Source organism: Halotalea alkalilenta DSM 17697 (assembly GCF_000621205.1).
GTDB classification, from domain to species: Bacteria; Pseudomonadota; Gammaproteobacteria; order Pseudomonadales; family Halomonadaceae; genus Halotalea; species Halotalea alkalilenta.
In genome coordinates this window covers 203,035-220,458 of sequence record NZ_KK211228.1, presented here as the reverse complement: position 1 = coordinate 220,458, position 17,424 = coordinate 203,035, and the positions used below count along the sequence as shown (strand labels likewise).

The window sequence follows — 17,424 nt, the reverse complement described above, 5'->3', positions numbered from 1 at the left end:
CGCCAACTCCATGCTGGTCATCTCCCCGCATCTCTCCATCCCATTCGATGAGATCGAGACCCACGCGGTGCGCGCCCAAGGAGCGGGCGGGCAGAACGTCAACAAGGTCGCCTCGGCGATCCATCTGAGATTCGACATCCGGGCCTCGAGCCTGCCTCCCGCGTTCAAGCACCAGCTGCTGTCGCTCAGCGATCAGCGGGTCAGCCGCGAGGGCGTGATCGTGATCAAGGCGCAGAGCCATCGCACCCAGGAGCGTAATCGAGAGGATGCGCTGGCGCGGCTCAAGGAGATCATCGCCGGCGCGCTGGCCGCGCCCAAGCCGCGCTGGGCTACCCAGCCGACGCGGGCGTCGAAGCGCCGTCGATTGGACAGCAAGCAGCGGCGGGGCCAGCGCAAGGCGCTGCGCGGCAAGGTCGAATCCTGATGGGTGCCGAGCCGAGGGTCGCGGTGTTCGTCGATGTGCAAAACGTCTACTACACCACGCGCCAGGTGTTCAAGCGGCCGTTCGATTACGCTGCCTTCTGGAAGGAGGTGGGGCGCGGTGCCCGCCTGGTCGAGGCGAGCGCCTATGCGATCGACCGGGGCGATGAGAAACAGCGCCAGTTCCAGCAGATCCTGCGTGGCATCGGTTTCGAGGTGAAGCTCAAGCCGTTCATCACCCGTCGCGACGGCTCGGCGAAAGGGGACTGGGACGTTGGCATCGCGCTGGACGTGATCGAAGCGGCCGAACGGGTCGACCGCGTGGTGCTGGTCTCCGGCGATGGCGACTTCTCGATCCTCGCCGAGCGGGCGCGGCAGCGACACGGGGTCGAGTTCGAGGTCTACGGCGTCGATGCGTTGACCAGCGATGCGCTGGTGCGCGCGGCGAGCCGCTTCGTCGCGATCGGGCCGGCGCTGCTGCTGCCTGGCAGGAACTGATCCACAGAGAGCCAGGCGAGGGTCGCATGGGGTTGGGTTGGTTGCCCGCGCTATACTGGCCGCGATATTCATTCATTGGTCCGCGCTCGCGAATGGAGCGCGCAGGAGAGCAAGCTGTGATCGAGGGTGTGAAGCAGATCGTAGCCGTAGCGTCGGGCAAGGGTGGCGTCGGCAAGTCCACCGTGACGGTCAACCTGGCGCTGGCGATGGCCGCGCGCGGCAAGCGAGTGGGCTTGCTCGATGCCGACATCTACGGGCCCAGCCAGGCTCAGATGCTCGGCATCGCGCCCGGTACCCGGCCGCGGATGATCAATGAGAGCACCATGGCGCCGATCGAGGCCCATGGGATCAAGGCGATGTCGATGGCGTTCATGGTCGATGTCGAAACCGCGATGGTGTGGCGCGGGCCGATGGTCGCCGGCGCCTTCCAGCAGCTGCTCAACCAGACCGCCTGGGGCGAGCTCGACTACCTGTTCATCGACATGCCGCCCGGTACCGGCGACATCCAGTTGACCCTGGCGCAGAAGGTCGCGGTCGCCGGAGCGGTGATCGTCACGACGCCCCAGGACATCGCCCTGCTCGATGCGCGCAAGGGCATCGAGATGTTCCGCAAGGTCAACGTACCGGTGCTCGGCGTAGTCGAGAACATGAGCCTGCACGTCTGCTCGAACTGCGGCCACGCCGAGCCGATCTTCGGCGAAGGCGGCGGCGAGCGGGTAGCGGCGCTGTATCAGACCGAGGTGATCGGTCGGCTGCCGCTCAAGCTCTCGATCCGCGAGCGCTCCGATAGCGGCCGGCCCAGCGTGGTCGCCGAACCCGATGGCGAGGTGGCCGGCTACTTCAAGGCGATGGCCGAGCGGGTTGACCAGCAGCTCGGCACCGCCGTGCGCAAGGGGCCGAGCATCGGTTTTAGCTAGGGGGAGAGCCTCCGGCGGATGCCTGCGCCGTTCGGTCGCCGCCCGGGGTTCAGTCGTGCGCTCCGTCCCGGTATCATGGCTGCCCGCCTGGTGCGGCCTCTAACCCGAGTCATTCAATCACAGCAGCCAGTCACAGCAAGGTAGCCAGCCGTCATGAGTATCAAAGCGGACAAGTGGATTCGTCGTATGGCCTTGGAACACGCCATGATCGAGCCGTTCGAGCGCGACCAGGTCCGCGAAGTCAACGGTCAGCGGGTGATCTCCTTCGGCACCTCGAGCTATGGCTATGACGTGCGCTGTGCCGACGAGTTCAAGGTGTTCACCAACATCCATTCCGCCACCGTCGACCCCAAGCACTTCGACGACAAGAGCTTCGTCGACGTAAAGGGCGACGTCTGCGTGATCCCACCGAACTCATTCGCCCTGGCGCGCACCGTCGAGTACTTTCGCATCCCGCGCAGCGTGCTGACCATCTGCCTCGGCAAGTCGACCTACGCGCGCTGCGGGATCATCGTCAACGTCACCCCGCTCGAGCCCGAATGGGAAGGGCACGTGACGCTCGAGTTCTCCAATACCACCAACCTGCCGGCGAAGATCTACGCCAACGAGGGCGTGGCGCAGATGCTGTTCCTCGAGTCCGACGAGATCTGCGAGACCTCCTACCTCGATCGCGGCGGCAAGTACCAGGGCCAGCGCGGCGTCACCCTGCCGCGGACCTGACCTGGGCCGGGTGTCGAAGAGAACGAAGGGCTGCCCTGTGCTCCAGGGCAGCCCTCAGACTGCTGACAAAGTATTTGAAGATGCCTCGATGGCTTCCAGCCGCCTCCAAGAGCGCGCTGGCCGGCAATCGATTGCACCGGGATTTGCGACATGGATGTCGCAAAAGGCGCGCCCGGACAGGGACGTCCATGCGCGCCGACCCGAGGGCAAGCGATTGATCGGCCAGGGTTTCGCGATCTTGTGGCGGCGCGTCCCCTTTCAGGGGGAGCGCGAGGGGTCCGCCCCTCGCATCTAAGCGAGCGATAGGCTCGTTGGGGCGAAAACGGTTCTCGACTCGCCAGGATCGAAAGTGTCGCTGGGTCTAAAAGGGGTTTGTCATTAATCTGAGGGCTGCCCTGTGCTCCAGGGCAGCCCTTTTTGGTACTCCCGCTGAAGGTCAGCCCTCGTCGATATCATCCAGCGCATCGGCGTGCGAGAGCCGCATGCCGGTGGGCTTGAGTGCGATGCCGTCGAAGGTCGGGCCGGCGGCTTCGAGGCGCAGGCGGCCTTCGAGGAACCAGCGCACCGCGATCGGGTAGAGCAGGTGCTCGCGCGCCTGGACCTTGCGGGCGAGGGTCTCTTCGGTGTCGTTCTCGTCGACCTCTACTTCCGCCTGCATCACCACCGGGCCGCCGTCGAGCTCCTCGGTGACGAAGTGGATGCTGACGCCATGCTGCTTGACGCCGTCCTCGAGCACCCTGCGGTGGGTGTGCAGGCCGCGATAGGCGGGCAGCAGCGAAGGATGGATGTTGAGCAGGCGGCCGTGGAAGCGGTTGACGAAGCGCGGGGTGAGGATGCGCATGAAGCCGGCGAGCACGACGAGATCCGGTTCATGGCGCTCGATCACCTTGATCAACGCGCCGTCGAACGCTTCGCGGCTGTCGTACTCGCCCTGTGGCAGCACCACGGGGGGAATGCCGGCCTCCTTGGCGCGCACCAGTCCGTAAGCGTCCGCGCGGTTGGAGACCACCGCGACGATCTCGCCGCCGAGTTCGTCGAAGCCCTGGGCGTCGATCAGCGCCTGGAGATTGCTGCCGTTGCCAGAGATCAACACCACCACCCTGCGTGGCTCGACCGGGGCGGCCTCGAATCCAGTGCTGTCCTCGCTCATGCCAGGTTCTCCAGCCGCACCTGCTCTTCGTCACCGACCCGGGCGCGTACCGCGCCGAGACGATGGACGGTTTCTCCCTGCGCCTCGAGGTGGCCGACCGCCTGCTCGGCCTGGTCGGCCGGCACCACGATCACCATGCCGATGCCGCAGTTGAGCACGCGGAACATCTCGCGGGCATCGACGTTGCCTTCACGCTGCAACCAGTCGAACACCGGCGGGCGCGGCCAGGCGGTGACGTCGATGTCGACGCAGGCGTTCGCCGGCAGTACCCGTGGCAGGTTCTCGAGCAGGCCGCCGCCGGTAATGTGCGAGAGCGCGTGAACCTGGACGCCGCTTTGCTTGATCAGCGAGAGCAGGGGTTTGACGTAGATCCGGGTCGGCGCCATCAGCGCATCGCCGAGGCTCATGCCGTCCAGCTTGGTGTCGAGTTCGGCGCCGGCGCGTTCGACGATCTTGCGGATCAGCGAGTAGCCGTTGGAGTGGGGGCCAGAAGAGGCCAGGCCGAGCACCACGTCGCCGGGCGCCACCCTGGCGCCATCGATGATCTCGGACTTCTCGACCACGCCGACGCAGAAGCCGGCGAGATCGTAGTCGCCGCCCTCGTACATGCCCGGCATCTCGGCGGTCTCGCCGCCGACCAGCGCGCAGCCCGCCTGCAGGCAGCCTGCTCCGATGCCGCTCACCACGTCGGCGGCGACATCGACGTCGAGCTTGCCGGTCGCGTAGTAGTCGAGGAAGAACAGCGGCTCCGCGCCGGCGACCACCAGGTCGTTGACGCACATCGCCACCAGGTCGATGCCGATGGTGTCGTGGCGGCCGAGATCCATCGCCAGGCGCAGCTTGGTGCCGACACCGTCGGTGCCGGAGACCAGTACCGGCTCGCGATAGCCGCTCGGCAGCTGACACAGGGCCCCGAAGCCGCCGATGCCGCCCATCACCTCAGGACGGGTGGTGCGCTTGACGATGCCTTTGATGCGATCGACCAGGGCATTGCCCGCGTCGATGTCGACGCCTGCGTCTTTGTAGCTGAGCGACGCCTGAGTCGCAGAGGAGTCGGGAGGAGTGGTGGTCATGTGGCTCTCGAGGCAAGAATGCGATCGCCGGGCGCGCATCCGTTGGGAAGGCCGCAGCGAGATGAATCGACTCGCCCGCATCGCGGGCGCTCGGGCGCACCGGTCGATACCGAGCGGTGCGATGGGAACGCGAGGGGCGGGCGTCCCAGGGCGGCGATTGTACCATTGCGAGTCGGCGCCCGCATGGCCCGAGCGAGCGGCCGCAGGCTCCGGTCGAAGGTATGAAAGTGGTTGATCCTCTTGAGGTTTCGTAAAATCCTCAGGTGACTCGATCGAGTGATGGGGATTTCGATAGTATGCTGGGGCATCGGGTTCGCGTCGTGCGGTGCGAATCGTACGTTACAAGGAGCATCTGATGCGTCTGCGTTGGTGGGGCCTGCTCACGGCGGTAGGGTTCTTCTGGATGGTGACCCTGCTGTCGCCGATCCTGATGCCCTTCTTCATCGGCTTCATCCTCGCCTACCTCGGCAATCCGATCGTCGGTATGCTCGAGCGTTCCGGGCTTTCGCGCCTGTTCGCGGTGATCCTGTTCTTCCTTTTGATCGGCACCCTGACGCTGTTGGGCATGCTGATCCTGCTGCCGCTTCTCTGGCAGCAACTGCTGCAGTTCTTCTATCTGATCCCGGAAATGCTGATCTGGTTGCAGGGGTCGGTGGTGCCCTACCTGGAGCATTACCTCGATCTCGATCTCTCCACCGGGTTCGAGCAGATCCGCCTGCTGCTGCTCGAACACTGGCGCGAGACCGGCTCCTTCGCCGCCTCGCTGCTGGCGCAGATGTCGCGCTCCGGGCTGGTGCTGGCGCTATGGTTGATCAACATCACCCTGGTGCCGGTGGTGGCGTTCTATCTGCTGCTGGACTGGGAGCGGATGATTGCCGCGGTGCGGGGCTTGCTGCCGCGCCGGATCGAGCCCACGGTATCGCGCCTGGCCGGCGACTGCGACGAGGTGCTCGGTGCTTTCCTGCGCGGGCAGCTGATCGTGATGGTCTCGCTCGGTACCGTCTACGCCAGCGGACTGTCGCTGCTCGGGGTGAGCTTCGGCGCGCTGATCGGGATGGCGGCGGGCGTCATCAGCATCGTGCCCTACCTGGGCGCGCTCTCCGGTTTCACCACCGCGATCCTGGTGGCTTTCTTCCAGTTCGACTCGCTATGGGCCCTGGTCGGCGTCTGTGGCGTATTCCTGCTCGGCCAGATGCTCGAAACCTTCGTTTTCCAGCCGCTGCTGCTCGGCGACAAGATCGGCCTGCATCCCGTGGCGGTGATCTTCGCCGTGCTCGCCGGCGGCCAGCTGTTCGGCTTCTTCGGCATCCTGCTGGCGCTGCCGATCGCCGCGATGGTGATGGTGCTGCTGCGCTTCGCCCTCGAGCGCTACCGCAGTAGCGCGCTGTTCGAGCGAGGCTCGGTAAGGATCGAAATCGACGGCGGCTCGCCGCGGGAGCGGCCATGAGCCCTCCCTGGCAGCTGCCGCTCGGTGTGGGGGTACGCGACGATGCGACCTTCGCCAACTTCTTCACCGGCGATAACCCGGCCGCGGTGGCTGCGCTCAAGGCCCAGGCGAGCGGTGAGGAAGAGCCGCTGATCTACCTGTGGGGGCGAGAGGAGTCGGGGCGCAGCCACCTGCTCCAGGCGGCCTGCCACGCTGGTGCCGCGAATGGGATGCGCACGCTCTACCTGCCGCTCGGCGAGCTTGGCCACTTCCCGCCGCTGATGCTCGAGGACCTCGAGCGTCTCGACCTGCTGGCGATCGACGACGTCGACCGGGTGGTGGGGCGCAAGCGCTGGGAGGAGGGGCTGTTCCATTGCTTCAACCGGATGCGCGACGCCAAGCGCCGTTTGGTGGTCTCCGCCTGCGCACCGCCCCGCCAGCTGGGTATCAAGCTGGCTGATCTCTCCTCCAGGCTCGGCTGGGGGGCGACCTTCCATCTCCAGCCGCTCGACGACCAGCAGCGTACCGAAGCGCTCAAGCTGCGCGCCGGTCAGCGGGGGATGCAGCTGCCCGACGAGGTGGCGCGCTACCTCCTTCATCGCGGACCGCGTCGGCTGTCGCAGCTGTTCGAGGTGCTCGACCGGCTCGACCACGCCTCGCTTTCGGCGCAGCGCAAACTGACCATCCCCTTCGTCAAGCAGGTGCTCGACTGGTAGCCCGGCTCATTCGCCGAAGGCGGTGACCAGCAGTCTCCGGCTGCCGCCGTGGTCGCGGTGCTCGCCGAGCCAGATCCCTTGCCAGGTGCCAGTGGCCAGCCTTCCGTTTTCTATCGCCAGGGTCAGCTCGGTACCGAGCAGGCTGGCCTTGATGTGCGCAGGCATGTCGTCATCACCTTCGTAGGTATGGCGCAGGTAGGGCAGGTCACCGGGTATCCGGTCGTTGAGGAACGCCTCCATATCGTGGCGCACGTCGGGATCGGCGTTTTCGTTCAGCGTCAACGAGGCCGAGGTGTGGAGCAGTTGCAGGTGCAGCAGGCCGATGTGGATTCCGGTGAGTTCGGGCAGCTGGGTGAGGATCTCATCGGTGACCAGATGGAAACCGCGGGAGCGTGCTTTGAGCTTCAGCGTCTTGCGCTGCCACATGATGGGGCCTCCGGATGGGGTATGGGCGTGGTTGGGCGGATGGGGGTATAGTGATGCGAATAAGTATCACTCGTGCACGCGCCGGGAGCGATCCCGCGCAGGCTGCTATCGTTCAATGATAGCCACCCAGTCTAATGCCTGGCGCCGCATGAGCCAGCCCGTCATCCAGCCCGCAATTGGAGGTCCGCATGAGCAGCACCCGCATCGAACGCGACAGCATGGGAGAACTCGAGGTACCCGCCTCGGCGCTCTATGGCGCCCAGACCCAGCGCGCGGTGCAGAACTTTCCGATCAGCGGCCAGCCGCTGCCGCCCGCCTTCATCCAGGCGGTGGCGCGGGTGAAATGGGTCGCCGCCGAGGTCAATCTGGAGCTCGGGCTGCTCGATGCGCCGCGGGCCGAGGCGATCATCGGCGCGGCTCGGAAAATCGTCGAAGGCGAGTACTTCGATCAGTTCCCGATCGACGTGTTCCAGACCGGCTCCGGCACTTCCACCAACATGAACGTCAACGAGGTGATCGCCCACCTCGCCTCGAGCGACGCGCTCAAGGTAGGTCCCAACGACCACGTCAACATGGGGCAGAGCAGCAACGACACCATTCCGAGCGCGATCCACATCTCCGCATCGCTCGAGATCGACCGCCGGTTGCTGCCCTCGCTGCGCCACCTTCGAGAGGTGATCGAGCGCAAGGCCTCCTCGCTCGACGACGTGGTGAAAAGCGGGCGTACCCATTTGATGGACGCAATGCCGGTGAGGTTGAGCCAGGAGCTCGGCGGCTGGGCGGACCAGATCGCCCAGTCGATCGCGCGGATCGAGGACGGCCAGCGGCGCTTGCTGCGCCTCGCCCAGGGCGGCACCGCGGTGGGTACGGGAGTCAATGCCCACCCCGAGTTCGCCACCCGCTTCGCCGCACGGCTCGCCGAGCAGACCGGGCTCGCCTTCGTGCCCAGCGACAGCTTCTTCGCTGCGCTTGCCTCCCAGGATGCCGCGGTGGAGATGTCCGGCCACCTCAAGGCGCTCGCCTGTGCGGTGATGAAGATCTCCAACGACCTGCGCTGGATGAACTCGGGGCCTTTGGCCGGGCTCGGCGAGATCGAGCTCAAGGCGCTGCAGCCGGGCAGCTCGATCATGCCGGGCAAGGTCAATCCGGTGATTCCCGAAGCCGCCGCCCAGGTAGCGGCCCAGGTGATCGGCAACGATGCGGCGATCACCATCGGCGGCCAGTCGGGCAACTTCCAGCTCAACGTGATGCTGCCGCTGATCGCCAGCAACCTGCTCGGCTCGATCGGACTGCTCGCCAACGTTACCCGGCTGCTCGCCGACGACGCGATCAGCGATTTCAACGTTCGCCGCGACCAGATCGAGGCGCCGCTGGCGAAGAACCCGGTGCTGGTCACCGCGCTGAACCCGGTGATCGGCTACGACAAGGCCGCCCAGGTAGCGAAGAAGGCTTACAAGGAGGGGCGGCCGATCATCGACGTCGCCGAGGAGGAGACCGACATCCCCCGCGCGGAGCTCGAGCGCTATCTGGATCCCGCCCAGCTGACCTCGGGCGGCATCCAGGAGTGAGTGAGCGCCGCTGAATGAGACCGGCCCGCCAATTGGCGGGCCGGTCTCATTCTGGCTTGGCTTTTCAGGCCGGTTCGGTCGTTTGGGTCTGCTTGGCCAGGTAGTCGGCGACCCGCTGGCACGCTGGGGCATCGAGGCGCAGCTTCAGCTTGGTGCGCCGCCAAAGTACGTCCTGCGCCTCGCGGGCCCATTCGTGCTCGACCAGGTAGTCGAGTTCCCGGGCGGTGAGGCCGGCGCCGAAGTGTTCGCCCATCGACGCCTCATCGGTCGTGAGGAAGCGCTCGCAGAGCGAACCGTAGCTCGAAGCGAGGCGCTCGGCGTTTCGCTCATCGAGCCATGGATAGCGGCGGCGCAGGTCGGCCGCGTACTCGAGCCGGCTCGAGATATCGCCGCCCGGCAGCGGCTGGCTGGCGGTCCAGGCGGGGCCCATCTCGGGGAAGAACGGCCCGAGCTTGGTCAATGCCGCCTCGGCGAGCTTGCGGAAGGTGGTGATCTTGCCGCCGAACACCGAAAGCATCGGCGCACCCTGTTTGCCGTCTCCACCGAGGTCGAGGTCGAGCGTGTAGTCGCGGGTCATCGCCGAGGGATCGCTCGACTCGTCGTCGCAGAGCGGACGGACGCCTGAGTAGCTGGCGACGATCCGTTCGCGGCTGAAGCTGGCCTTGAAGTGGTCATCGAGCACGGCGAGCAGGTAGTCGATCTCGGCCTCGCTGATCGAAAGCTGCGAGGGATCGCCCTGATAGGCGACGTCGGTGGTGCCGACCAGGCTGAAATCGCGCTGGTAGGGGAGTACGAAGACGATGCGTTTGTCGGTGTTCTGCAGGATGTAGGCGCGTTCGTCGGTATTGATCCTCGGCACGATGATATGGCTGCCCTTGATCATGTTGATCCCGAGCCGCGGCGTGCGCGAGGAGTGGCCGCGAATGAACGATTCGACCCAGGGGCCGGCTGCGTTGACCAGTGCCCGCGCCTGGCGCTCGCTTCGGGCGCCGCTGGCGACGTCTTCGAGCACGATGTGCCAGACGCCGTCACGCTCGCTCGCCTCTATGCAGCGAGTGCGGACCAGGATCTGCGCGCCTTTCTCCTGCGCCTGGAGCGCATTGAGAATCACCAGCCTCGCATCGTCGACCCAGCAGTCCGAATACTCGAAACCGCGCTCGATACCTGCTGCCAGCGGGCTGTCCGCGCCGAATTCGCGGGCGAAGTTCAGCGAGCGGGCGCTGGGCAGGCTGGTGCGTGGGCTGAGGTGGTCGTAGAGAAACAGCCCCGCGCGCAGCATCCAGGCCGGGCGCAGGTGGGGCTGATGCGGCAGGATGAAGCGCAGCGGCCAGACGATGTGTGGCGCTTTGTTGAGCAGCACTTCGCGCTCGTGGAGCGCTTCGCGGACGAGACGGAACTCCCTGTGCTCCAGGTAGCGCAGCCCGCCATGGATCAGTTTGCTCGAGGCCGAGGAGGTGGCGCTGGCGAGATCTGCCTGCTCGCAGAGCGCTACCTTGAGGCCGCGGCCCGCGGCATCGTTGGCGATGCCGGTGCCGTTGATGCCGCCACCGATGACGAACAGGTCGAGGAGCTGGGAGCTGGACATGGGCCTCTCCGGACGAGGTGGACGACGCGGTGTTCGCGAAAGAATAGATATGTTCGGAAACGAACATAGACCAACTCGTCACGCGCTTCAACTCTCGCCGACCGTTTCGCTACTCCTCCTGCGCCTCGACCACGTGCAGCGCGACCCCGTGCTCGCGCATCAACGCGAGCAGCGGCGCGGGGGGCGTTACGTCGGTGAACAGGGCATCCAGCTGCGAGAGGTTACCCTGGCGGACCAGCGCCCGGCGGTTGAACTTGGAGCCGTCGGCGACCAAAAAGCGCTTGCGCGAATTGTGGATGATCGCCTGGGCGACGCGGACTTCGCGGTAGTCGAACTCGAGCAGCGCGCCGTCGTCGTCGATGCCGCTGATGCCGATGATGCCGAAGTCGACCTTGAACTGATCGATGAAGTCGATCGTCGCCTCGCCGATAATGCCGCCGTCGTGGCTGCGCACCGTCCCGCCGGCGATGATCACGGTGAAATCCTCCTTGGGCTGGAGGATCGCGGCGACGTTGAGGTTGTTGGTGATGACCTCGAGACCGCGGTGTTCGAGCAGCGCCTGGGCGACCATCTCGGTGCTGGTGCCGATGTTGATGAACAGCGAGCAATGATTGGGGATCTCGGCCGCCACCCGCTCGGCGATGCGCCGTTTGGCCTCGGCGTTGTGCGCCTGGCGCGAGTGATAGGGAGCGTTGGTGGTGCTCGATTCACAGCGCCCGGCGCCGCCGTGCACGCGGCGCACGCTGCCTGATTCCGCGAGCTGGTTGAGATCGCGCCTGATGGTCTGGGGAGTCACGCCGAAGTGCTGCGCCAGCTGCTCGATCGAGGCATAGCCTTGTTCCTCGATGATGTCGAGAATGCGCAGGTGGCGCAGTCGCTGCGATGAGCCGGAGTCTTGCATGCCGACGTCCTGTCTTTGGGGTTCTCGCCCCTGTCCGCGATGCGGGAGATGGAGCTGTGGCTTCCAAGCATACATGATCGGCGTCCGAGCGCCGCGCAGTGCGACGCTCGGACGCGCGGCGGTGGGATGTCATGTTACGAACCCATATGGCTTCGCCAGGTATGCGATTTCACTGCGTATCCCGCCGCTTGTAGACGAAAGTATAGGAAATGGAAGCCTTTTTTAACTGGGCTTGATGCATCGGTTTGGGTTAGCTTCGTTTTCGAAATCGAACATGTGGGTTCGTGAACGACCCCAGGGTCGATCTGGATCCGATTCACCCCTTCCATGGGAATGGGGCCTTGGGGCGGCGTCGTTCGCTCACTTCCACCGTAATGGACGATTCCGTTCCATCAAGGAGAGATCTCATGACCGATCATATCCTCGCCATCGACCAAGGGACCACCAGCACTCGCGCGGTGCTGTTCGACCGCCGGGCGAAAGTGGTGGCGATGGCCCAGGAGGAGCTGCCCCAGCACTTTCCGCACAACGGGTGGGTAGAGCACCATCCCCAGGACATCTGGCAGTCGACCGTGCGCACCATCACGCAGGCGCTCAGGAATGCGGGCAAGACGATCCATTCGCTGGCCGGCATCGGCATCACCAACCAGCGCGAAACCACGATGGTATGGGACGCCCGCACGGGTGAACCGATCCACCGGGCGATCGTGTGGCAGGATCGGCGCACCAGCGAGGCATGCAAGGCACTGTCCGAAGCGGGGCACGAAGAGCTGATCAGAAGCCGCACCGGGCTTTTGATCGATCCCTACTTCTCTGCCACCAAGCTGCAGTGGCTGCTCGATCACGTCGAGGGCGCGCGGGAGCGTGCCAAGCGCGGGGAACTGCTGTTCGGCACCATCGACAGTTACTTGATCTGGAAGCTCACCGGCGGCAAGCGCCACGTCACCGACGCGACCAACGCCTCGCGTACCTGCCTGTTCGACATCCACCGCCAGTGCTGGGATGACGATCTGCTCGAACTGTTCGACGTGCCGCGGGTGATGCTCCCCGAAGTGCTCGACTCGAGCGGTGAATTCGGCTGGCTCGACCCGCAGCTGTTCGGCGCCTCGGTGAAGATCGCCGGCGTCGCCGGCGACCAGCAGGCCGCCCTGGTCGGCCAGGCCTGCTTCTCGCCGGGAATGGTCAAGAGTACCTACGGCACCGGCTGCTTCATGATCATGAATACCGGAGAGCGCGCCGAGCGCTCGGCCAACCGCCTGCTGACCACGGTCGGCTACCGGCTGAACGGCGTGCCGACCTATGCGATGGAGGGCAGTATCTTCGTCGCTGGCGCCGCGGTGCAGTGGATGCGCGACGGGCTCAAGCTGTTCAGCGATGCCTCCGAGACCGAACGGCTGGCGCGGGCGAGCGACGCAGAGCACGGCGTCTACCTGGTGCCGGCTTTCACCGGGCTGGGCGCCCCCTACTGGGACCCGCTGGCTCGCGGCGCGATCTTCGGCCTGACCCGCAGTACCGGGATCAGCGAGATCGTCGCGGCCGGCCTGCAGTCGGTGTGCTACCAGACCCGCGACCTGCAGGCCTGCATGGACGATGACGCCGCGTCCCGGGCCCAGGCGCTGAGGGTCGACGGCGGCATGGTCTGCAACGACTGGGTGATGCAGTTTCTCGCCGACATCCTCGACCTGCGCGTCGACCGACCCGAGGTGCTCGAGACTACCGCATTGGGTGCCGCTTATCTGGCCGCGCTGGAGCTCGGCTGGTTCTCCTCGCTGGATGAGATCTCCGCGCTCTGGCGGCGCGAGCGCTGCTTCACCCCGAACATGGAGTCGGCGCATCGAGAGCAGCTCTACGCCGGCTGGCGCGACGCCGTGCGCAGGGTGATGTCATGAGCGGGCAGGTTGGGCGGAGGCCCGCGACATGACGCCATACATCGGGGAGTTCGCCGGCTGCGTCGCACTGATCCTGTTCGGCGACGGCGTGGTCGCCAACGTGCTGCTGCGAGGCAGCAAGGGCCACGGCAGCGGGTGGATCGTGATCGCTACCGGCTGGGGGCTTGCGGTGATGGTGGCGGTGCTGGTGGCCAACGCCGCGGGCTCGCCCCAGGCGGACATCAATCCGGCGGTGACGGTCGCGAAATGGGTGCTCGGCATTCACCAGGACGCGATGGTGGTGCTCGGCTACATCGCGGCGCAGATCGCTGGCTGCTTCGCCGGTGCGGTGCTGGTATGGCTGACCTACCTGCCGCACTGGCAGGCGACGCCGGAGGCGGCGCTGAAGCGTGGGGTGTTCTGTACCGATCCTGCGATCGAGCACCGGGTCGGCAATCTGCTCAGCGAGATGATCGGGACCGTGGCGCTGGTGATCGGCATTGGCGGCATCGTCGCCGCTGGCCAGATGCCCGCCGGACTGGGGCCGTTCCTGGTCGGTGGGCTGGTATGGGCGATCGGGCTTTCGCTCGGCGGGCCGACCGGATACGCGATCAATCCGGCCCGCGATTTCGGCCCACGCCTCGCCCATGCGCTGCTGCCGATCGCCGGCAAGGGCGATTCGGCATGGTCCTATGCCTGGGTACCGGTGTTCGGGCCCCTGGTGGGTGCGGTGCTCGGGGCGCTGATCTGGATCGGCCTGCTGAACGGCTGAGGATGGCGCAAAAAGGGTGCACAAGCCGTTGCATTCGAAAGAGAAATGAGTAGAATGGCGCAGCGTTCGGAGGGGGTGCGGTCTGCACATGCATCCTCCCCCGCATCGGAATGTAGTGTGGCATCGGAATGAGTGTGGAAAGTGTCGGGACAGGACCATAGCTCAGTTGGTTAGAGCGCCACGTTGACATCGTGGAGGTCAGCGGTTCGAATCCGCTTGGTCCTACCATTTGCCTTTCACACCTGCGCCTGCCCAGGGCGACCCTTTTGATGCGAACGTCCTTAGGACCATAGCTCAGTTGGTTAGAGCGCCACGTTGACATCGTGGAGGTCAGCGGTTCGAATCCGCTTGGTCCTACCAGCTTCCAGTGAAGACCCTCGCTTTCCATCATGGATCGCGAGGGTCTTCGCGTTTTGGTCTCTTCATTTCGCCGTAAAGCGTCGCTGCCGCCTGGGGCAACCGATGGGGTGACCGCGCGCCTCTTCGCTCAGCCGATCAGCTGGTGCTCGTACTCCTCACGAAACTGCTGCATCGAGCTGCGCACCACGGTCACCGCACCGTCGACCAGCCCGCACCGACCGCTGCCGGGGAGCAGGGCGCAAAGGCTCTCCAGCGCGCGCAGGTCGGCCTGCACTCCGACGCCGGTATCGATCCGCCGCAGCAGGCGCGAGAGCTGGTAGGTGCCGGTCTTGCAGGGCGTGCATTGGCCGCAGGAGCCCGCGGCGAAGAAGTCGACGTACTCGGCGACCTTGCGCACGATGCTGGTCCCGGCGGAGATCACGATCATCGCGCCGGTGCCGAGCCTCGAGCCGCGCTGCGCGACCGCGTCGAAGTCCAGCGCCACATCCAGATCGTCGGCGGTCAGCAGCGTATTGGAGGGGCCGCCGGTGAACACCGCCTTGAATGCCAGCGGCCCCAGCATGCCACCGCCGTGGGTGAAGACCAGCTCGCGCAGCGAAGTGCCCATCGGCAGTTCGAACAAGCCCGGCTCGAGCACGTCGCCCGATAGCGAGTAGAGCTTGGTGCCGCAGGCCCCGCCGATTCCGAGGGCGCGATACCAGTCGGCGCCGTGGCGCAGGATATGGGTGACGTTGGCCAGGGTCTCGACGTTGTTGATCAGCGTTGGCCGGCCGTGCACGCCGGACTCGGCGGGGTAGGGTGGTTTGCGGCGCGGAAAAGGGAAGCCGCCCTCGATCGTGGCGATGACCGCGGTCTCCTCCCCGCCGATGTAGCGTCCCGAACTCTCGACTACGTCCAGCGCCAATCGCAGGCCTAGCCGTCGTTCGATCGGTGCGAGCAGTCCGCTCGCGCGCCACTGCTCGATGGCCGATCGCGTCGACTTCAACGCCTCGTGCTGATGCGGGTTGACGTAGAGAAGGACGTGGTTGGCATCGACCGCGACCGCGGCGATCAGCGCACCCTCGATGACCTGATGGGGAGAGGCGCTGAGCAGGTGACGATCCTTGAAGGTACCGGGCTCATCCTCGTTGCCATTGCACAGCACGTACTTGTCACCTGCGCTCTGGCCAGCGACGGACGACCACTTGCGATGGGTCGGAAAGCCCGCACCTCCCATACCGCGAAGCCCCGCGTGGGCGAGTGCGGGAATGATCCGCTCGGGCGCTGCCAGGGCGTGCCGCAGGCCTTCCGCTCCGCCGTTTTGCAGCCACGCGTCGAGATCGGCGCCGACCGCGGCGGTAGGGGCAAGCAGTACCGGTCGATGAGTCATTCGACCCTCCTTGCACGCTTGGGCGCATACGTCGTTCGCTTACCGCCACGCAGTGCCAGTTCATCGCCGAAATCGAAGTTGGCGTAGCGGGGGAACAGGTCGGGGCCGAAGCGATCGAGCGGCATTCCCGCCGCCACCAGTTGGCGCCGCCAGCCTTGGAGGTGGAACAGCCCGACCTTGGGGGCGGGATGCCTGCTCGCGCTTCGCGCGGCGTGCAGGCCCGCGCGGCGACCGAAGGTGATGATCTCCTGCAGCGCGTTTCCCATCATCCGATTGCGGCCGTGGATGCCGCCGCTGAGTTCGCCGGTGCAGTAGAGTCCTGGCACAGAGGTCGTGCCGTTCTCGTCGATCACCACGCCGCCGTTCTGGTAGTGCAAAGTGGGGCGTACCATCATCGGCTCGCGGCTGGGATCGATGCCGCACTGCCTGGCGAGGTGGCCGAGGCTGATCAGCCGCTGCGCGAGAGTGCCGGGCTGGCGTCGTTCTAGCTCGGGAATATCGAGAAATACCCCGACCATGCCTTCGCGCTCGATGCCGCGCCCCTCGGCGCACTCGCGAAGAATCGCCGCCGAGACCACGTCGCGCGCAGCGAGCTCGTCGACGAAGCGCTCTCCGAGACCGTTGAGCAAATGGGCGCCGGCGGAGCGCGCGGCTTCGGAGATCAACCCGCCGAGGCGAAAAGAGGGCCAAGCGATGCCAGTGGGGTGGTACTGGAACGAATCGAGTTCGCGCAGCGCAGCACCGATACGATAGGCCAGCACCAGTCCATCGGCGGTGGCGCCGTAATGATTGGAAGTGGGAAAGTCGTTGAGATGCAGTCGCCCGACGCCGCCGGTGGCGAGAATCACGCAACTGGCCCGAACCAGCACGAAGCGGTGGAGAGCGAGGTCGTAGAGCACCGCGCCGACGCAGTGGCCCGCCTCGTCGGAGAGCAGTTCGACCAGCGGGCAGCGATTCCACAGCCTGATCCGCTCATCGAGCTCGACGGCTTCCCGCAGCACCCGCATCATCTCGAGCCCGGTGTAGTCCTTGAACGAGAGGATTCGCGCCCGTGTCGCTCCGCCGGGCTTCTTGCGCAGCAGCTTGCCGCCGATCGCGCCGCCCTCGGCAAGATCGAAGCGCATGCCGCGGTCGATCAGCCAGCGGATGCTGTCCGGCGCCGAGGATGCCAGGCATGCCACCAGGCGGCGATCGGCGCAGCCGTGGCCTGCGCGCAGGGTGTCCTCGAAATGGCGCTGGATCGAATCGTCCTCGCCGACCGCCGCTTGGATACCGCCCTCGGCCATCACCGTATTGCTGTCGCCGATACGCAGCTTGGTGGCGAGAATCACCCGCCCGCCGGCCTCGGCGGCAGTGAGCGCGGCGGCGCAGCCGGCACCGCCGCCGCCGATGATCAGCACCTCGGTGTCGACCACCGGGGCGCCGGCGAGGTCGGCATCCTCGATCCGGGCATTGCTCTGCAAGCTGGCCGCCAGGGCGGTGGGGCATTCGCTGCCGCGGTTGGCGCCTACCGCCAGGCTGACGAGAGAGCCCTCGCGATAGTCCGGGTGATGGGCCTTCAATAGCGCCTCGATGTCATCGATCGGATTGGGTGCTGCATGGTCGCTGGCGAGCAGCCGCTCGAGCGCCAGACGATGGTCGATGCCGGTCATCCG

16 protein-coding genes and 2 tRNA genes are annotated in these 17,424 nt (G+C 66.0%); 11 read left to right on the top strand and 7 right to left on the bottom strand.

Annotated features, from left to right (window positions below; translation table 11 throughout):
* The first annotated feature begins 10 nt into the window (after positions 1 to 10).
* The 4 genes from arfB to dcd all read left to right on the top strand — a co-directional run bounded on the left by arfB (position 11) and on the right by dcd (position 2,555).
* On the top strand, positions 11 to 424 hold the full coding sequence (arfB, locus tag Q376_RS0113785) for an alternative ribosome rescue aminoacyl-tRNA hydrolase ArfB (protein ID WP_027350797.1): 414 nt from the start codon (positions 11 to 13) through the stop codon (positions 422 to 424).
* Entirely contained in the window at positions 424 to 918 is a 495-nt protein-coding gene (locus Q376_RS0113780; protein ID WP_043447960.1) for a LabA-like NYN domain-containing protein, read from the top strand. Before arfB ends, Q376_RS0113780 begins: the two co-directional genes overlap by 1 nt.
* Positions 919 to 1,037: 119 nt before the next feature.
* Positions 1,038 to 1,835: an iron-sulfur cluster carrier protein ApbC gene (gene apbC / locus Q376_RS22735; RefSeq protein ID WP_245598963.1), complete on the top strand. Its 798-nt coding sequence runs from the start codon at positions 1,038 to 1,040 to the stop codon at positions 1,833 to 1,835.
* A gap of 153 nt (positions 1,836 to 1,988) precedes the next feature.
* Positions 1,989 to 2,555 carry a dCTP deaminase gene (gene dcd / locus Q376_RS0113770; RefSeq protein ID WP_027350795.1) on the top strand — a complete coding sequence of 189 codons (567 nt, stop codon included), beginning with the start codon at positions 1,989 to 1,991 and terminating at the stop codon, positions 2,553 to 2,555.
* 436 nt (positions 2,556 to 2,991) lie between these two features.
* Here the strand turns inward: dcd and purN are convergent, their stop codons facing one another.
* Both purN and purM read right to left on the bottom strand, forming a co-directional pair.
* Entirely contained in the window at positions 2,992 to 3,705 is a 714-nt protein-coding gene (gene purN / locus Q376_RS0113760) for a phosphoribosylglycinamide formyltransferase (RefSeq protein WP_027350793.1), read from the bottom strand.
* Positions 3,702 to 4,778 carry a phosphoribosylformylglycinamidine cyclo-ligase gene (gene purM, locus Q376_RS0113755; RefSeq protein ID WP_027350792.1) on the bottom strand — a complete coding sequence of 359 codons (1,077 nt, stop codon included), beginning with the start codon at positions 4,776 to 4,778 and terminating at the stop codon, positions 3,702 to 3,704. The genes purN and purM overlap by 4 nt, the downstream gene beginning before the upstream one ends.
* A 355-nt stretch (positions 4,779 to 5,133) precedes the next feature.
* On the opposite strand from purM, the gene Q376_RS0113750 reads away from it, so the two are divergent.
* Both Q376_RS0113750 and hda read left to right on the top strand, forming a co-directional pair.
* Complete coding sequence (locus Q376_RS0113750; protein WP_043447959.1) at positions 5,134 to 6,225, top strand: AI-2E family transporter; 1,092 nt, start codon at positions 5,134 to 5,136, stop codon at positions 6,223 to 6,225.
* Positions 6,222 to 6,920 carry a DnaA regulatory inactivator Hda gene (gene hda, locus Q376_RS0113745; RefSeq protein WP_027350790.1) on the top strand — a complete coding sequence of 233 codons (699 nt, stop codon included), beginning with the start codon at positions 6,222 to 6,224 and terminating at the stop codon, positions 6,918 to 6,920. The genes Q376_RS0113750 and hda overlap by 4 nt, the downstream gene beginning before the upstream one ends.
* Before the next feature lie 6 nt (positions 6,921 to 6,926).
* Here the strand turns inward: hda and Q376_RS0113740 are convergent, their stop codons facing one another.
* The gene (locus Q376_RS0113740) at positions 6,927 to 7,346 is read right to left on the bottom strand and encodes a secondary thiamine-phosphate synthase enzyme YjbQ (RefSeq protein ID WP_027350789.1); all 420 of its coding nucleotides are present in this window, start codon (positions 7,344 to 7,346) and stop codon (positions 6,927 to 6,929) included.
* 188 nt (positions 7,347 to 7,534) lie between these two features.
* Between Q376_RS0113740 and Q376_RS0113735 the strand changes: the two genes are divergently transcribed.
* Positions 7,535 to 8,914, top strand: a complete 1,380-nt coding sequence (locus tag Q376_RS0113735; protein ID WP_027350788.1) for a class II fumarate hydratase — start codon at positions 7,535 to 7,537, stop codon at positions 8,912 to 8,914.
* A 64-nt stretch (positions 8,915 to 8,978) separates the two neighbouring features.
* On the opposite strand, the gene glpD is transcribed toward Q376_RS0113735, so the two are convergent.
* Both glpD and Q376_RS0113725 read right to left on the bottom strand, forming a co-directional pair.
* Positions 8,979 to 10,499 (bottom strand): glycerol-3-phosphate dehydrogenase, encoded by a 1,521-nt coding sequence (glpD, locus tag Q376_RS0113730; RefSeq protein ID WP_027350787.1) that lies wholly within the window; start codon positions 10,497 to 10,499, stop codon positions 8,979 to 8,981.
* 109 nt (positions 10,500 to 10,608) lie between these two features.
* Complete coding sequence (locus Q376_RS0113725) at positions 10,609 to 11,400, bottom strand: DeoR/GlpR family transcriptional regulator (protein ID WP_043447958.1); 792 nt, start codon at positions 11,398 to 11,400, stop codon at positions 10,609 to 10,611.
* Between the two features lie 407 nt (positions 11,401 to 11,807).
* Between Q376_RS0113725 and glpK the strand changes: the two genes are divergently transcribed.
* The 4 genes from glpK (at position 11,808) to Q376_RS0113705 (ending at position 14,400) form a co-directional block, all read left to right on the top strand.
* A complete protein-coding gene (gene glpK, locus Q376_RS0113720) occupies positions 11,808 to 13,289 on the top strand; it encodes a glycerol kinase GlpK (RefSeq protein ID WP_027350785.1) in 1,482 nt (493 codons plus the stop codon).
* Positions 13,290 to 13,317: 28 nt separating this feature from the next.
* Positions 13,318 to 14,040, top strand: a complete 723-nt coding sequence (locus Q376_RS0113715) for an MIP/aquaporin family protein (RefSeq protein ID WP_027350784.1) — start codon at positions 13,318 to 13,320, stop codon at positions 14,038 to 14,040.
* A gap of 151 nt (positions 14,041 to 14,191) precedes the next feature.
* Positions 14,192 to 14,268, top strand: a tRNA-Val gene (locus tag Q376_RS0113710).
* Between the two features lie 55 nt (positions 14,269 to 14,323).
* Positions 14,324 to 14,400, top strand: a tRNA-Val gene (locus Q376_RS0113705).
* Between the two features lie 127 nt (positions 14,401 to 14,527).
* Here the strand turns inward: Q376_RS0113705 and Q376_RS0113700 are convergent.
* On the bottom strand, positions 14,528 to 15,769 hold the full coding sequence (locus tag Q376_RS0113700; protein WP_052365275.1) for a complex I 51 kDa subunit family protein: 1,242 nt from the start codon (positions 15,767 to 15,769) through the stop codon (positions 14,528 to 14,530).
* Entirely contained in the window at positions 15,766 to 17,421 is a 1,656-nt protein-coding gene (locus Q376_RS22730; protein WP_081803564.1) for an FAD-binding protein, read from the bottom strand. Before Q376_RS22730 ends, Q376_RS0113700 begins: the two co-directional genes overlap by 4 nt.
* Between the last annotated feature and the right edge of the window lie 3 nt (positions 17,422 to 17,424).

What these genes read in the sequence shown, in the direction of transcription:
- arfB (WP_027350797.1), top strand. Translation starts at nt 11, where the DNA reads ATGCTGGTCATCTCCCCGCATCTCTCCATCCCATTCGATGAGATCGAG.
- Q376_RS0113780 (WP_043447960.1), top strand. Translation starts at nt 424, where the DNA reads ATGGGTGCCGAGCCGAGGGTCGCGGTGTTCGTCGATGTGCAAAACGTC.
- dcd (WP_027350795.1), top strand. Translation starts at nt 1,989, where the DNA reads ATGAGTATCAAAGCGGACAAGTGGATTCGTCGTATGGCCTTGGAACAC.
- purN (WP_027350793.1), bottom strand. Translation starts at nt 3,705, where the DNA reads ATGAGCGAGGACAGCACTGGATTCGAGGCCGCCCCGGTCGAGCCACGC.
- purM (WP_027350792.1), bottom strand. Translation starts at nt 4,778, where the DNA reads ATGACCACCACTCCTCCCGACTCCTCTGCGACTCAGGCGTCGCTCAGC.
- Q376_RS0113750 (WP_043447959.1), top strand. Translation starts at nt 5,134, where the DNA reads ATGCGTCTGCGTTGGTGGGGCCTGCTCACGGCGGTAGGGTTCTTCTGG.
- hda (WP_027350790.1), top strand. Translation starts at nt 6,222, where the DNA reads ATGAGCCCTCCCTGGCAGCTGCCGCTCGGTGTGGGGGTACGCGACGAT.
- Q376_RS0113740 (WP_027350789.1), bottom strand. Translation starts at nt 7,346, where the DNA reads ATGTGGCAGCGCAAGACGCTGAAGCTCAAAGCACGCTCCCGCGGTTTC.
- Q376_RS0113735 (WP_027350788.1), top strand. Translation starts at nt 7,535, where the DNA reads ATGAGCAGCACCCGCATCGAACGCGACAGCATGGGAGAACTCGAGGTA.
- glpD (WP_027350787.1), bottom strand. Translation starts at nt 10,499, where the DNA reads ATGTCCAGCTCCCAGCTCCTCGACCTGTTCGTCATCGGTGGCGGCATC.
- Q376_RS0113725 (WP_043447958.1), bottom strand. Translation starts at nt 11,400, where the DNA reads ATGCAAGACTCCGGCTCATCGCAGCGACTGCGCCACCTGCGCATTCTC.
- glpK (WP_027350785.1), top strand. Translation starts at nt 11,808, where the DNA reads ATGACCGATCATATCCTCGCCATCGACCAAGGGACCACCAGCACTCGC.
- Q376_RS0113715 (WP_027350784.1), top strand. Translation starts at nt 13,318, where the DNA reads ATGACGCCATACATCGGGGAGTTCGCCGGCTGCGTCGCACTGATCCTG.
- Q376_RS0113700 (WP_052365275.1), bottom strand. Translation starts at nt 15,769, where the DNA reads ATGACTCATCGACCGGTACTGCTTGCCCCTACCGCCGCGGTCGGCGCC.
- Q376_RS22730 (WP_081803564.1), bottom strand. Translation starts at nt 17,421, where the DNA reads ATGACCGGCATCGACCATCGTCTGGCGCTCGAGCGGCTGCTCGCCAGC.